Here is a 14,932-nt window from a genome sequence, read left to right on the forward strand (position 1 = left end):
GCCCGTGTTGGGATTGGCGGGATTGCAAGGAGCCATTTCCCTAGCTTGGGTGCTGTATCGGTTCTATTTACCCCAGTTGTTGGCGGCCGTGGGGTTGCCGGGGATCGATCGGGCAGTGTTGATTTTGGAAGATGGCCTGGCGGCGGTGTTGGAGCCGGTGATTGGAGGCTTGAGCGATCGGGCGCGGTTGCGCGTGGGCAGCCGCTATCCCCTGGTGGTGGCGGGGGTGGGGCTGACGGTGTTGATGTTTGGGGCCATGGTGGCGGCGGCATTGGGGCGCGGGGCAATCATTCAAGGCCTGTTGATGGTGACAGTGGTGCTGTGGGCGGTGGCCATGGCGGTGTTTCGATCGCCCGCGATCGCTCTCATTGGTCAATACGCCTTGAGCAGTCAACTGCCCCAGGCCAACAGCTTGTTGGTTTTGTCGGCGGGCTTGGTGGGGGCGGTGGCTCCCTTGGCTCGCGATCGCGTTTTGCAGTTGGGCCCGGCCTATGCCTTTGGGTTGGGATCGTTGGCCCTGGTGGCGGCGGCGGGAGTCTTGCAATTGGCGGGGCCCGATCGGGTCTTGGGAGCCAGCGCCGTTGCCCAACATCATCCTGGGCCGATTCGGTGGGGAGAAGTGGTGCAGCTGTTGGGTTTGGGGGCGGCCGTGGGTTGGGGGCTGCGGCTGTTTTTTGGGATTGTGCCCGCTGCCTTGCAAAGCCAGTTACCCCAATGGCCCGGCAGTGTGATTGGGTTGGGGGTGGGTCTGACGGTGGCGATCGGGGCGTTGGTGATGGGGCTGTTGGCGGGCCGGTGGGGCAATCGATCGGTGATGCTGGCGGGGGCGATCGCCTTGGGGATGGGGCTGCCAATGCTGACGCTGCCGCAATTGGGAATCATCACTTGGCCGCTGGCGTTGGTGATGATGGTGGCCTGGGCGGGGCTATTCAATGGGGGCATTCCGCTGGCGATCGACCTGATGCCCGATCGCGTGGGATTGGGAATTGGGTGCTTTTTCGGTGGTTTTGCGGCTGTCAATGCCCTGCTGAGTGCCACGGGGTTGCCGCTGCATCCTGGTCAGGCGGCGGGTTCCTTTGCGGTGGCGGCGGGTTGGTTAATCTGGTCACCCGCAGCGACGGGGCCGATCGAGCCGATCGAGTTCATCGAACCGATCAAATCACCGAATTCTGCAACCCATTCTGTAACGAATTCAGAACCCAACAATCCCCCTACCAAGGGCGACGGGCCGCTTGATTAAGCCCCACAATTGCCAGCAGGGCCATCGCGATCGATAACCACACCCACAGTTGGGCCCGGGGCCAGTCACCCGCTTCTACGGCGGCAAAAATGGCACTGGGAATCGTTTGGGTGCGGCCGGGAATGTTGCCCGCTAACATCACCGTGGCCCCAAATTCTCCGAGCGATCGCGCGAAGGCGAGCAAGGCCGCCGCCACCAAGCCCGATCGCGCCAGGGGCAACCGCACCCGCCAAAAAATTTGCCAACCATTCAGGCCCAAGGTGCGGGCCGCCCGCAACAGGTCAGGATCCAATTGCTCAAAGGTGGAAAGCAAGGTGCGATAGGCCAAGGGAAAGGCCACCACCGTGGCCGCCACCACCGTGCCCAGGGGCGAAAACACCACCGACACCCCGATCGATTCCAAAGCCAACCCGATCGGCCCCTGGCGACCCAACAACACCAACAGCCCAAACCCCACCACCGTTGGCGGCAACACCAGCGGCAACACCAACACCGCATCGATCGCACTGCGCCAGGGTTCCCGACAGGACAGCATCGCCCAGGCAATCAGCAAGCCCAAGCTCACGGCCAACCCCGTGGCCCACAGGGCCGCCCCCACCGACAAACTCCAAGGCGACCAATCCCACTGGGTCACCCCACTGGCAAGGCTGGTCATGAGTGGGCGGGAGATCGCTCAGGGGCAGCCACCGGATGCGGCAAGGGTAAGGAACTCCCCAAGCTCAGGGGCACAAACCCATAGCGGACAAAGATCGATCGGGCGGTGGGTTTCCCCAACCAGTCAGCAAATTGGCGAGCGGCGGCCGGTTGGCGCGTTTTGGCCATCACCGCGATCGGGTAAGTGATGGGCGGATGGGATCCCGGCGGCGCATCCCCCACCAACACCAAACCCAGTGGCGACTCAGTTGATCGACGCACATCGGAGGCATACACCACCCCCGCATCCGCATTGCCGGTCACCACCGCTGTTAACACCTGTCTGGCATCCTGGCCCAAAACCAACTTCGGTTGCACGGCTTTCCAAAGATCCAAAGACACCAACGTGGCGCGGGCATAGCGACCGACCGGCACTCGTTCCGGATCCCCGATCGCCAAAAATTTCACCTCCGGCCGAGCCACGTCTTGCCACTTGCGCAGGGGAACCCCGGGCCGGGCCACCAAGACCAACTCATTGGAGAGCAGATCTCGTTGGGTTGCCGGATCGACCAGGCCCGCCCCCGCCAACTCCGCCATGGTTTTGGTATCGGCTGAAATGAACAGATCCACCGGGGCCCCTTGCAAAATTTGCTGCTTGAGCGCGCCGGAGGAACCGAAATTGAGGCTTAACTGTACCGTGGGTTCCACCAGGCGATATTCCGCTTGCAGGGTGGTGAGGGCGGGTTGCAAGCTGGCGGCCGCGGAAACGGTCAGGGTTTGTTGGGGTTTTGCTTGGCCATTGGAGCCGTTCCAGTCCACACGACATCCCGTCACCATTCCCACGATCAGACCCATGACCCAAAAGCGCCAATTTGCCAGCATATGCCCTCTTTTAGATGTGCTTTTTGATGTGCTGAACAGTCGCAAGGCAAGCTTAATTTTGATCGGTCAACTCATCAATTAACTCATCAGTCAATTCCAATGGCGGCTCCTCCCAGACCGTTAGGCAGCAAGGGGCTTAAGCCCCTTGTTATGGCGACTAATTCCGCAACGTTGCCCCGATGAATTCAGACTGCTGCGCTGCCTAGGAATGGTCGGAGTCAAGATCATCTAGCTCGATCACCAGTTCCCCGGAACCGGCGTGGGCCGTTTTCACCCATTTCAACTGCTTGGGCCGCACCGCAATCCGCAAACCCATACTGGCAATGACGGGGAACCAGTGCAGCATATACACCAAACCCAAGGCGGTTTTGCTGAGGGTGCGCAACCAACTGACCAGGCGATCGCCCCAATGGGTAGGCACTTCAGTCACCGCTGCGATTCGACGCAACCCCAACACCATCCCCAAGGCCGAGAGCAACAGCCCCGCCGTAGCCAGCGGAGTCAGCACGGGCCCATCGCCCCGAATGCCGGCCACAACCCAGTCAGCCACAATCATTTGGGGAACGAGGTATTGGAATAGCAAAAACACAGCTAAATCCAAGGTTTTGGCGGCTCCACCGCGATTCCCGGCGATCGCCCGCCAATAGTCGAGATAGCGTTGGTAGCCCCCTTCGGCCCAGCGGTTCCGCTGATGCCACAGGGCCTTGAGGCGGGTCACACCCTCTTCCAAAACCGCCGGGAACATCAAGCATTCAATATCCCAACCGTTCAGGTGCAGCCGCACGGCCAAATCCAAGTCGTCGGTAATGGTGGCTTCGTTGAATCCGCCGCATTGTTCGAGGGCAGCACGCCGAATAAATTCACCATTGCCCCGCAGCTCACCCACGCCACCCAAGCGGGCCCGTTGTCCTTGGAGGTGGCTGTCGAGGGCCATTTCTGCCTGCTGACCTCGAATCCAAAAGTTGTCGCGATCGGGATGAACATCAAGGGCTTCCGCTTGCACGATCGCCTTACGCAACTGCACCGCGCCAACGCTCGATCGGGCAAAAACTGGAACCACCTGCCGCAATAGATCCGGCTGCATTTGAGCATCCGCGTCAAACACCACCAGAATTTCCCCCCGAGCCTGGGCCACGGCCGCATTCAACGCGCCGGACTTGCCGCCCCCGGCCCCCGGCGGCCGCCGCAAAACGCGCAATTGCGGATAAACCGTTTGCAGTTGTTGCAAAACCTGGGGCGTGCGATCGCTGCTGCCGTCGTCAATAATCCAAACTTCGTAGCGATCGGCTGGATAGTCGATCGCGCAGAGGCGTTTCACCAGCGCCCCAATCACCGCTTCCTCATCCTTGGCTGACACCAACACCGCCACCGAAGGCCAGGCATCCGCCGCCAAAGCAACCGACGATCGGGAAAGATCTGGGGCGATCGCCGCGCGTTGGTCGGTCGATCGCGCGGTCACCGCCGCCTGGGGAGCTGCCATCACCCGCAGCACATAGGCCCCCGCCAACACCGTCACCACCCACACAAAGGCCGGCCCCCAAGCCGCATAGTGCAACATCACCACCGTGGACCAAAGGGCGAAGAGAGCGGTGGCCGCCTTGCGCCGCCGCCCTTCGAGGCCACCGCTCCAATCCCACTGGTCGCCCGATTCCGCCGTGGTTCGATCGAGAGCATCCCGGTCAAGAAGTGGTTCCGTCATATGATTCAGGAAGATGGTGCAAGTAATGAGTTGGGGTTAATCAACGGCAATCTTCCCTAGCATTAGACCGCTTGCGGCCAAATCACGCAAGCGATCCATCCTACCAATTGGTGCAGTTTGGGCCCGGTGAATCAACGGTATTCTTACGACATTCTTGAGGAGTTTTTGAGGAGTTCTTGAGACCCCAACGCCCCTTGTTGAAGGGGTCTGGCTTGGCAATAATGGCAAATACGGCAATTGCCGATGGTTGACGGCCACGGCGCGATCGCCCCAATACTGTCACCACCCCCCATCGTCTCGTCATCCTCTCACGGGCCACAGGAGGCCACGCCACATGTCGTTGGACAAACTAGAACCGGCCGCCAAGGGAGCCGTTGGTGTTTATCTGCCCTACTATCAGGGCGCAAAACGCAACGTGTTGCCCTTTGCGATCGGGCTATACCAAAAGGGATCGATCGAAGGTAAACGTCGCATTGAAGGCGGCGACGATATTCCCTTTGTGGCCACCTGGCGTGTTTCCACCCTGCCGGCCGACCTAACCCGCTGTCGAATTCAGTTTGATGGCAATGCAGAATTAAGCTACGAAGTGTCCATGGCTAATTTTGAATTTATTAGCTTTCTAATTGATGTGTTAATTGACTATAAAAAAACGCGGGTGACGGATTTTTCAAAGGCCTTTTATCGCAAGCTTCTGAGCCATTTGGAATAGGATCAAGCGAGCTAAGATACTCCTCCCGATCGGCCCTTGCTGGGCCCTTCGGTCTGGCCCCTAGATCGGGCCTTGGGTTAGCCCTTAGATTGGGGCGATCGCTGGTTAGATCCACTCTTCAGCCTCTGACCAGCGAAACCCGATCAGGCTTTGGCCAAATCAAAATCAGACCGAAATCAAATTCCAGAACCAAATCCCAGAACCAAATCCCAGAACCAAATTCCGGATCAGACTCAACAGTAAGTTCGGCATTCAGCCGAAATCAGGCATTAAATCAGGCATTATTTTTTTGGTAATGTTAGGAAACGATCGCATAATGCCCCCTTTAGCCCCATCGTCCGCCAAATCGTTCGGGAAACCCTGAATTGGGTTGCTTCGGAGCTGCCCATGGGCGGGAAATTTTGGGAATGATTAACCCTAGAGGGGCGATCGGGTCACATCGGCGGCCGGCCGTCGGTTTCCAAGCCCATTCTCAGACCCGGTAGAGCGATCCCCAAACACCTCAGCCCACCCGGACTCAGGGCGCAAAACTGCGGAAACAATCCCTAACAACTTGTTACAATCGTTACCCTTCCATACCAGGTGTAATGGACAGTTGCAATCGCTGCAATACACATTAATGATTTAATTGCATTAACAGGATTGCTATGTCTGGTATCCCTCCAGATTTGATGGGTCGATCGCACCTGAAAATCGCCCCTCAAATCTGACGACATCTGAAAGTCAATTCACGCTCTGAATCACGTTCTGAATACTGAAGACCGCCCACGGTTCTGGGTTGCGGAGTTTCCCCCTCGCAAAGGCCGATGGATCTGTTGAACGGGTCTGTGACGCAGCGAGAGACCCCCGCCGGTTCTGCCAACGATCGCTAACCTTTTCGATCGCCCTTCGATCGAGCCACGGTTCCCCGATTTCAACCGATTTCCCCCAACCGCAGACGGTTCATTTCGCCCCAGTTTGTTGCACAACACAGGAGTTTTAGCGTGCCGTTTCGTCCCAGGCATTTGATCGTCGGTTCTACGGAAGAGTACAGCGGCAAATCAGCGGTATTGCTAGGGCTGGCTCATCTGTTGGCCACCAAGGACATCAAGATCGGTTACGGGAAGCCGCTCGGTGGCCTGATGACGGCCACGGATGGCGAAGATGCGGATGTGCGGCTGATCCGCGAGACATTAAACCTCCCGAGCGATCGACTGCTGCCGACGCTGGTACAACTAACCTCCGATGCGGTGCTCAAGCGGTTGCAAGGGGAAGACCCCACCAACTACAGCGCCTTGCTGGAGGATTATGGCAACACCAGCGCTGAGTTGGTGCTGATGGAGGGGCCCGCCTCCTTACAAGAGGGCAGTTTGTTTGAACTATCCATGGCCCAAACGGCACGCACGCTGGATGCGTCCGTGTTGCTGGTTTGTTCCTATGAACCCACCCTGACGGTCGATCGGCTGATGGCCGCTCGGGAGCTGCTGGGCGATCGGCTGGCGGGCGTGGTGCTGAACCGTTTGCCTGCCAAGGAACTGGACGCGGTGAACGGTGTGGCGCGGCCATTTTTGGAGTCCCAAGGCATTCCCGTTTTGGGGCTGCTGCCGCGCAACTCCCTGCTGCGGAGTGTCAGCGTGGGTGAACTGGTGCGCCAACTGGATGCGGAAGTGCTCTGTTGCCGCGATCGCCTGGAACTGATGGTGGAAGACCTGAAGATCGGGGCCATGAACGTGAATTCGGCCCTCAAGTATTTCCGCAAGGGCAACAACATGGCCGTGGTGACCGGGGGCGATCGGGCAGATATTCAATTTGCAGCCTTGGAAACCTCAACCCATTGCTTAATTCTGACGGGGCAAGTGCCGCCGGATCCGACAATCATCGCCCGCGCCGAAGAGTTGGAAGTTCCGGTGCTGACGGTGGATCTGGACACGTTGACCACGGTGGAAATTGTCGATCGGGCCTTTGGGCAAGTGCGTTTGCAGGAACCGATTAAAATTCAATGCATCCGCCACTTGATGGGTGAGCATTTCGATCTCGATCGACTGCTGGCCCGCCTGGGAATGGAACCCGCTGCCGTCTAGGTCGGCCCGACCAACAAAAACGGGTTGCCACCGGACTCTAGCCACCGGAAGAAAAAGGAAGTTGTTTGATCGTGTCCGCCACTGATCCCGTGAGCGAGCAAATTAGTCTGTTCGATTTTGGGGGCATTGCACCGCCGGCCCCCCCACCTCCGCCCGCGATCGACCTCGAACGGATTCCCCTAGACGGTCGGCAACCCATTCCGCCGGGAACCTACAACAGCCTTGAAGCGCTGTTTGCCCATTGCCGCCAATGCCAGCGTTGCGAGCTGGCTGGCGGTCGCACCAATGTGGTGGTCGGTCGCGGATTGCCCACGGCCCCGATCATGATCATTGGCGAAGGGCCGGGCCAAACGGAGGACGAAACCGGGTTGCCCTTTGTGGGGCGATCGGGACAGTTGCTCGAAAAAATTCTGGAATCCGTGCGCATTGACCTGGCCACGGAAGTCTATATCTGCAACGTGGTGCGCTGTCGGCCGCCCGGTAACCGCACCCCCACCCCCGAGGAAGCGGCAGCCTGCCGGCCCTACCTGATGGAGCAGATTCGGTTAGTGGATCCGAAAATTATCTTGCTGACCGGAGCCACAGCGGTGCGCGGCGTGACCGGTCGCAAGGATGGGATCACCAAAATTCGGGGCCAGTGGCTGGAATGGGAAGGGCGGCTTTGTATGCCCATCTTCCATCCCGCTTACCTGTTGCGAAATCAGTCGCGAGAGAAGGGCAGCCCCAAATGGTTGATGTGGCAAGACATCCAGGTGGTGCGGGCCAAGCTGGATGAATTTTTGGGTCGATCGCCCATTGAGATCCAGGACTAATTGGCCGATCGATCGAGACAATTTGCCGGGGCGAGCTGGCGGGCAGATTGTCAGGCGATCGCTTCAGGCAACAGCACCCGACAAATTCGCCAGTCGGGCAAAACTGTTGCGCCCATGTGCTCATAAAACGCGATCGCCGGAGCATTCCAGTCCAGCACGCTCCACTCCACCCGCCCGCACTGTTGCGATTTGGCCCGATCGATCACCGCTTGCAAGAGTCCTTTCCCCAAACCCTGGCCCCGATAGGCCGGCAACACAAACAGATCTTCGAGATACAAGCCCGGCCGGGTCAGAAAAGTTGAATAGTTATAGAAAAACAGCGCCATTCCGACGATGCTGGCCGCGCCGCCCGCTGTGGGCTGGGCTTCGGCCACCAGGGCTTCGGCAAAGGGTCGATCGCCAAACAGGTGCGATCGCAGGGCTTCCGGGGAACCGGTGACCTGATGGCTGAGTTTTTCGTAGGCGGCCAGGGCTTCAATCAGGTGAAAGAGGGCCGCCACATCCGCAGGCTGGGCCGATCGGATCTGGACGGTGGCCGGTTGGGGATTGTCGATGGAAATCACAGGGCTACATCACAGGGCTACATCACAGGGCGAATCAACAGGGCGAATCAACAGTGGCTAGGGATGGTGCGGCAGTCCGAAAGCAGACCGCTTCAGCCCGGCCCTCAGCCGAGGCGCTTGGTCCAAAAGTCGCGATCGAGATCCTGGAACCCCAAGGATTGATAGAGCGATCGAGCAACTGTGTTCGTTTTGCCCACTTCCAACCGCAGGGCCACCAGCCCGCGATCGCCACAGAACTGCTCGATCGCCGTCATGGTTTTGCGCCCCAACCCTTGACCGCGCCAGGCCTCGCTAATCCACAACTCATCGAGCAGCGCCACCATCCCGCCAAATTCGAGGCTGTAAAGGTAGGCCAACAAGGCATAACCGGCAATGGAGGGGCGATCGGGCTGGGGATCACTTTCCGGCTGAATCAAAAGCACCGTCCCCCAATCCGGTTGGGCCAGGAGCCGATCGAGCGCGGGCCCCACTCGATCGAGCGCAAATTCAATGGACTCATGCTCATAGAGCTGACTAATTAAGGGCAGCACCAAATCCCGATCGGGCGATCGGGCTGGTTTTAAGGTCACCACATCCATGCGCTTTGTCTTCCTGCTTAAGCCACCCAAATCCAACCACCCCAATCAAGCCATCAAAATTTAGAAATCAAAGTCAAGCCATCAAAGTCAAATCATCAAAATTTGGCCATCAAAATCCAACGGTTAGCCACTTCATAAACAAGCAGCTAGCTGGACTCACCAAATTTTCATTCAGCCCACAAAAAAACTGACCAGGATCCCCATTTTGCATAGGATGCCCCAATCAGTCTACCAATTTTTAAAAACACCATGCTAGAGCAAGGACAAGGAGAAACTTGTTACTCCAGATTCTTGAGCCAACCTGATTTCAGTCCCATGGGCTGAAACATCACTTGACTACGAAAGCAGCACGCTTATTTCTATGAACCCAATGACTTGGGTTATCGAGTTCTCGAGTCAACAAGAGATGAAAAAATGAATTTGAACACCTAATTTGACTGACAATCGATTGAGAGAAGTTGCAAAAGGGAAGTTGCAAAAGATTTGAAGGGAATATGATGCCAGCAACGTGATTAGGAACAATCTCCTGAGAACGTGACTGCAACAATCCAATCACTGATCAAATGACCCATCAAATCATCAAAACATTGGATCGTGGACATTGGAGCGCGGTCAGCGGCGCTATTCAACCAAATCTGGCTGAGGTTGCACCATGTCGTAGTTGGATGGGTCGTAGAGATAGCGCGTGGCTTCCTCTTCGAGACGATTAATCGAAAACGCTTCCAAGGACTCGGTATAACGCAGGGCTGCCAAGTAACCGTCAAGGTACATCCGCATATCGTCAAAGCGGTAGCCCCGATTCCACAGTTCAGCGATCGTATCGGCGATTTTTTGAAAGTGGCGGACGGCTCTAGGGTCTTGAAGCATAGGCCTCCTTTGGTGCAAGGCTTAGAACTCGGGAATCGCGTGCGCTTGTTGCACCCTGGCAACGCGATTGAAGGTGACCCCGATGGAAGTTGGTATTTCTATCTTAACTGGTTGCGATTGACTGCCAATGTGGGCTGGCCGCGATCTTCAGGAAACGGTAGCCCATGAAACCTTAAACACGAACCAGGTGCAATTTTCTCAAATTTTCTAGTTTTCTCAAGAATTCGCTGTTACACCCGGGAAACTTCCACCCCGATCCCATCAGTTTGGTCACTGGGGATTAGGGTTGGCGCGATCGAACCGTGACCCGAGGCAAGCGCACCAAAACGGGTTGGGTTGATCGTCCCGATCGGGCGGTTCCGGGTTCTGCGCCCACTGGTTCCAGCACCGCCAAGGTATCCCAAGCGGCTTCATGGACGGGGCGATCGCACCCCTGTTGCAACAGCAACCGCACACAGTCGGCGGCGGTGCGGGTTTGGGTGGCATCCAAGTGCCCCCGATCAGCCAGGTGACCCAGTTGGCGGGCAGCGGCCAGTTGGGAAAGGGGATCGCGATCGCTCAATCGCTCGATCGCCCGATGGAAGAGGCGATCGTGTTCGATCGTGGGTTGGCCGAACCAGTGGCGCACCAGCAGGGCCAATGCGCCCAGGGTTCCAAACCCTTGAAGCACCGTGGCCGCCCCCAGCCAGCCGGTCGATTCTCCCAACACGGCCGCGGCCACGTAGGTACTCAGCATGGCTGCACCACCGCCCACCAGGGCCAGGGTCAGCTTGCCGTTTTCGCCCCGGTTCAGTTCTCGCAACCAACCTTGAATCTGTCGATCGAGGGCTTGCCAATGGCGCGGCTCGGTGCGGTAGACCAGCCAAACCACGGCCCCACCGGCCGCAGCGGCGGATCCTAGCTGCCAATCCGACAGCAGGAGCAGGCTGCCACCGGCAACCCAAGGCAACCAACGCCGGGTGATGATCGATCGGGCCGCGTAGCGATGGCGGAGGCGTGTTTTACGGGGATGGTGGCTGGGGCGTGGCCGGCGATTGAGGGATCGATCGCCCGACTGGTCTACGGGGCGATCGACACGATCAACATATCGATTCGCATATTCATCCACGTAGCGATCGGGGTCATCGGCCCAAGGATCATCCAGCGAATCGCGCCGGGCCGGCTGGGGGCGACTGGGTTGAGAATTCAGCGGCGAGCCGGCCGGGCGCGACGATCGCCCCCGTCGGGCCGCCGGGCCCCGTGCCGCCGGGCCCAGGGTGGCCCGGTGGCGAGTTGAGTAGAGCAGCTCTTCCACCATGCGTGCCACCGAGACCCAAGGAGATGAAGTTGCAGCCACAGCCCAGCCCTTGCCGAAATTTTTGAAAAGTTACCAGTCCATGGTATCAGCCTCCCCCAACGGGCCGATCACCCGTTGGGAGCGCAACCCCTATGGCAAAATGAAAGACGGCCGGCCGCAAGGGCCCGCCCAATTTTGATCCCATAAGATCCAACCCTTCAAAATCGACCTTACCTGAAACGCCCGTGACCGCAACCGTTGTCAGTTCCGAAACCCGCCGCCGGCCCGTGTTTCCCTTCACGGCGATCGTCGGTCAAGAAGAAATGAAGTTGGCGTTGATGCTCAACGTCATTGACCCCAAGATTGGGGGTGTGTTGATCGTTGGCGATCGGGGCACGGGCAAATCCACCACGATTCGCGCCCTGGCCGACTTGCTCCCGGAAATCGATGTGGTGGACGGCGACCCCTTCAACAGCGACCCCCGCGACCCGGAATTGATGAGCGACGAGGTGCGCGATCGGGCGTTGGCGGGTCAGTCCTTGCCCGTGGTGCAGCGCAAGGTGCAAATGGTTGACCTGCCCTTGGGAGCCACCGAAGACCGCGTTTGCGGCACGATCGACATTGAAAAGGCCCTGGCCGAAGGGGTGAAAGCCTTTGAGCCGGGCCTGTTGGCCAAGGCCAATCGCGGCATCCTTTACGTGGATGAAGTGAACCTGCTCGATGACCACCTGGTCGATGTGCTGCTGGATTCGGCGGCCTCGGGCTGGAACACGGTGGAACGCGAAGGGATTTCGATTCGCCACCCGGCGCGATTTGTGTTGGTGGGTTCCGGCAACCCGGAAGAAGGGGAATTGCGGCCCCAACTGCTCGATCGGTTCGGGATGCACGCGGAAATTCGCACCGTGAAGGAGCCGAACCTGCGAGTGCAAATCGTGGAAGAGCGATCGGCCTTTGACAGCAGCCCCCAAAGCTACCTCGATCGTTGCCAAACGGAACAGCAAGCCCTGCAAGCCAAGCTGGTGAACGCCCGGAACCTGCTGCCCTCGGTGGAGCTGGACTACGATTTGCGGGTGCAAATTTCCCAGGTTTGTTCTGAGCTGGATGTGGACGGGTTACGGGGCGACATCGTGACCAACCGGGCCGCCAAGGCGATCGCCGCCCTCGAAGGTCGCACCCAAGTAACCGTCGATGACATCCGCCGGGTCATTGTGCTCTGCTTGCGTCACCGGCTGCGGAAGGATCCGCTGGAGACGATCGACTCGGGATATAAGGTTGAGAAAACGTTCTGCTCGGTCTTTGGCTTACCCTTCGAGCAAAATTAGTCAACTCGATCAGTCGGGGTGCAAGCGATCGAGATCGCAAGCATGAGTATCGGGGGGGCGCAAGCGTTCATTGGCTTCAACTTAAGACCGAGAAAATCCGGGTAGGGGCGTACGGCTGTACGCCCCTACAGGGTTGACGGGTTTCAATCGACCCTGATTGGGATGATTTTGAACAAGCTAACCGTTAAGTTGAAGCACATGGCAAGCATTGCGCCCCTACGGAATGGGGTGCTGTGTCCCGGTCGGACGGATGAGGGTGTGATTGGGTTGAGATCATTGACTTGTGGGCGGGCCAGAGTTCCTTGGCCTGCTGAAGCTCTAGCAATCTGAGAACGGGAGGCGAAACCGTGGCGCTGCTGTTGGCCGGTGATGTGGGCGGAACCAAAACGATTCTGCGGTTGGTGGAAACCGACAGCCGCACCCCCCAGGCGGTGGAGTTGCAACCCCTGTATGAAGCCCAATACGCCAGCCGGGACTTCACCGACTTGGTGCCAATGGTGGAAACCTTTTTGGGGGCTTCCGGGCTAAATCGCCGACCCGATCGCGCCTGTTTTGGCATTGCGGGGCCCGTGGCCCACGGCACATCACGACTCACCAACCTGGGCTGGTTCCTGGAGGTCGATCGCCTAATCCAAGCCCTCGAGATTCCCCATGTGGAACTGATCAACGACTTTGCCGCCGTCGGCTATGGCATCCCGGTGCTGGAAGCGGTGGATTTGAAAGTGTTGCAGCCGGCCAAGGCCGATCCCCTGGCCCCGATCGGGATCTTGGGGGCGGGCACTGGCTTGGGCGAAGGATTTTTGATTCCAACAGGCGAGCCGGGCCGTTACCGAGCGTTCAGCACCGAGGGCGGTCACACAGACTTTGCGCCCCGATCGTCCCTGGAATGGGAGCTACACAACTACTTGCAGGAGCGATATCAGATCAATCGGGTCTCCGTGGAGCGAATTGTTTCCGGTCAAGGGATTGTCGGCATCTATCAATTTCTGCGCGATCGGCAAACGGGCCACGAAAACAGCACCGTCGCCCAAGCCATCCGCACCTGGGAACAGGAAATGGGCCGCAGCGAAAAGAGCATCGATCCTGGCGCAATCATTGCCCGTGCTGCCTTGGAAGAGTCCGATGCACTCTGCGAACAGGCCATGAACTTGTTTGTGGCGGCCTATGGAGCCGAGGCGGGCAACTTAGCCCTGAAGCTCTTGCCCTACGGCGGGCTGTATGTGGCCGGAGGCATTGCCGCCAAGATTTTGCCCTTGCTCGATCGGGGACAGTTTCTATTTCACTTTGGCAGCAAGGGCCGGGTGAGCGAGCTGTTAGAGAATGTGCCCGTTTCGGTGGTCTTGAATCCTCAAGTGGGCCTGCTGGGAGCAGCGGTGTGCGCGGCTCAATTGGGCTAGGGCACGATCGATTCATTCATCGATTCATTCACAGGACAATTCACCCGCGCATTGTCCGCGCATTCATGAACCCACAGCTTAAAAAGCCAAAACTAAGAAAAGCCAAAACCGAAACGGGGCCAAGACCTGCAACTTTCCTAAGATTCTCAATGAACTTGGTCAGTGACAGCGGCTGGCTCAGGCTCGGTTTTGGCTTTTCAGAAACTTTTTCAGTAGATGCTTCGTAGATGCTTCGTAAATGCTGAATCAATCAGTGCTGAATCAATCAGTGCCGAGTCAATCAATGCCGAAAACGATAGGAAAGCGCATAGGATAATGCTTAAACATGACTCCAGAAGCCTTGAGGGATGATTGATTAAACAACAACATCTTCAAACGCTCAGATTCTGGAGTCTCCTATGGGTTCTGATTAACACAAGGGTTAATCATCATCCGTGTCTTCCGGGTCACCCACCATGTTGGGGCTAATCAAGGTGATATCAAACTCGTCCGGCGGCCCGATCGAGAGCGTATCTTGCTTGAGGGTGTAGTAAATGGCCCGAACCTGGGGCCCAAAGACAATTTCGTCCTCGTTTTGTAAATCGTGGACTTGCAGCTTACGACCGTTAATTAGCAGCCCATTGGCACTGGGTTTGCCCTTGAGGTTGCCATCGACAATTCGGTAATAGGCTGTACCGTCGTCATAGGACAGACGAACGAGGGTGGCGTGCCGACGCGACACAAATTGAGAAACAAGGATGACATCGCACTTGGGATCGCGTCCAATGGAGTAGACGGGATTTTCGAGAATGACTTCCCGTCTCCCCTTGTCGTCTTCAACGATTAAGAGGTGATTTTGCCTGGGTTCTGCGGGCATGGGCTGATTATGCGGACTGGATTAACTGTGCTCCACGA

The 14,932-nt window shown here is 57.9% G+C and carries 14 protein-coding genes; 6 read left to right on the forward strand and 8 right to left on the reverse strand.

Translation table 11 applies throughout. The features are described from left to right. The first annotated feature begins 4 nt into the window (after positions 1 to 4). Positions 5 to 1,240 carry a hypothetical protein gene (locus H6F46_RS16115; RefSeq protein WP_190355822.1) on the forward strand — a complete coding sequence of 412 codons (1,236 nt, stop codon included), beginning with the start codon at positions 5 to 7 and terminating at the stop codon, positions 1,238 to 1,240. On the opposite strand, the gene modB is transcribed toward H6F46_RS16115, so the two are convergent. From modB to H6F46_RS16130, 3 genes are all read right to left on the reverse strand, one after another. Then, positions 1,212 to 1,895 carry a molybdate ABC transporter permease subunit gene (gene modB / locus H6F46_RS16120; RefSeq protein ID WP_190355821.1) on the reverse strand — a complete coding sequence of 228 codons (684 nt, stop codon included), beginning with the start codon at positions 1,893 to 1,895 and terminating at the stop codon, positions 1,212 to 1,214. The genes H6F46_RS16115 and modB overlap by 29 nt on opposite strands. Beyond that, positions 1,892 to 2,728, reverse strand: coding sequence for a molybdate ABC transporter substrate-binding protein (gene modA, locus H6F46_RS16125; RefSeq protein ID WP_190355820.1), 837 nt, complete (start codon positions 2,726 to 2,728; stop codon positions 1,892 to 1,894). The genes modB and modA overlap by 4 nt, the downstream gene beginning before the upstream one ends. Positions 2,729 to 2,957: 229 nt before the next feature. Continuing rightward, complete coding sequence (locus H6F46_RS16130; protein ID WP_190355819.1) at positions 2,958 to 4,454, reverse strand: glycosyltransferase family 2 protein; 1,497 nt, start codon at positions 4,452 to 4,454, stop codon at positions 2,958 to 2,960. A gap of 334 nt (positions 4,455 to 4,788) precedes the next feature. On the opposite strand from H6F46_RS16130, the gene ebsA reads away from it, so the two are divergent. The 3 genes from ebsA to H6F46_RS16150 all read left to right on the forward strand — a co-directional run bounded on the left by ebsA (position 4,789) and on the right by H6F46_RS16150 (position 8,035). Next, positions 4,789 to 5,163, forward strand: coding sequence for a type IV pilus biogenesis protein EbsA (ebsA, locus tag H6F46_RS16140; RefSeq protein ID WP_099533831.1), 375 nt, complete (start codon positions 4,789 to 4,791; stop codon positions 5,161 to 5,163). Positions 5,164 to 6,146: 983 nt separating this feature from the next. Beyond that, positions 6,147 to 7,223, forward strand: coding sequence for a DRTGG domain-containing protein (locus H6F46_RS16145; protein ID WP_190355818.1), 1,077 nt, complete (start codon positions 6,147 to 6,149; stop codon positions 7,221 to 7,223). Between the two features lie 71 nt (positions 7,224 to 7,294). After that, positions 7,295 to 8,035: a uracil-DNA glycosylase family protein gene (locus tag H6F46_RS16150; RefSeq protein ID WP_234406972.1), complete on the forward strand. Its 741-nt coding sequence runs from the start codon at positions 7,295 to 7,297 to the stop codon at positions 8,033 to 8,035. A 50-nt stretch (positions 8,036 to 8,085) separates the two neighbouring features. Here the strand turns inward: H6F46_RS16150 and H6F46_RS16155 are convergent, their stop codons facing one another. The 4 genes from H6F46_RS16155 to H6F46_RS16170 form a co-directional block, all read right to left on the reverse strand. Further along, positions 8,086 to 8,598 (reverse strand): N-acetyltransferase family protein, encoded by a 513-nt coding sequence (locus H6F46_RS16155; RefSeq protein ID WP_370567179.1) that lies wholly within the window; start codon positions 8,596 to 8,598, stop codon positions 8,086 to 8,088. Positions 8,599 to 8,702: 104 nt separating this feature from the next. Further along, complete coding sequence (locus tag H6F46_RS16160) at positions 8,703 to 9,176, reverse strand: N-acetyltransferase (protein WP_099533828.1); 474 nt, start codon at positions 9,174 to 9,176, stop codon at positions 8,703 to 8,705. 621 nt (positions 9,177 to 9,797) lie between these two features. Continuing rightward, complete coding sequence (locus tag H6F46_RS16165; RefSeq protein ID WP_099533826.1) at positions 9,798 to 10,043, reverse strand: DUF6761 family protein; 246 nt, start codon at positions 10,041 to 10,043, stop codon at positions 9,798 to 9,800. Between the two features lie 280 nt (positions 10,044 to 10,323). Next, positions 10,324 to 11,379 (reverse strand): hypothetical protein, encoded by a 1,056-nt coding sequence (locus H6F46_RS16170; RefSeq protein WP_190355817.1) that lies wholly within the window; start codon positions 11,377 to 11,379, stop codon positions 10,324 to 10,326. A gap of 185 nt (positions 11,380 to 11,564) precedes the next feature. Between H6F46_RS16170 and bchI the strand changes: the two genes are divergently transcribed. Further along, positions 11,565 to 12,641 carry a magnesium chelatase ATPase subunit I gene (gene bchI / locus H6F46_RS16175; protein WP_099533822.1) on the forward strand — a complete coding sequence of 359 codons (1,077 nt, stop codon included), beginning with the start codon at positions 11,565 to 11,567 and terminating at the stop codon, positions 12,639 to 12,641. Positions 12,642 to 12,988: 347 nt separating this feature from the next. Continuing rightward, on the forward strand, positions 12,989 to 14,038 hold the full coding sequence (locus H6F46_RS16180) for a glucokinase (protein WP_190355816.1): 1,050 nt from the start codon (positions 12,989 to 12,991) through the stop codon (positions 14,036 to 14,038). A gap of 421 nt (positions 14,039 to 14,459) precedes the next feature. Here H6F46_RS16180 and H6F46_RS16185 read toward each other — a convergent pair whose 3' ends face one another. Further along, on the reverse strand, positions 14,460 to 14,894 hold the full coding sequence (locus H6F46_RS16185; RefSeq protein WP_099533819.1) for an FHA domain-containing protein: 435 nt from the start codon (positions 14,892 to 14,894) through the stop codon (positions 14,460 to 14,462). Between the last annotated feature and the right edge of the window lie 38 nt (positions 14,895 to 14,932).

Source organism: Limnothrix sp. FACHB-1083 (assembly GCF_014696485.1).
Taxonomy (GTDB): Bacteria; Cyanobacteriota; Cyanobacteriia; order CACIAM-69d; family CACIAM-69d; genus CACIAM-69d.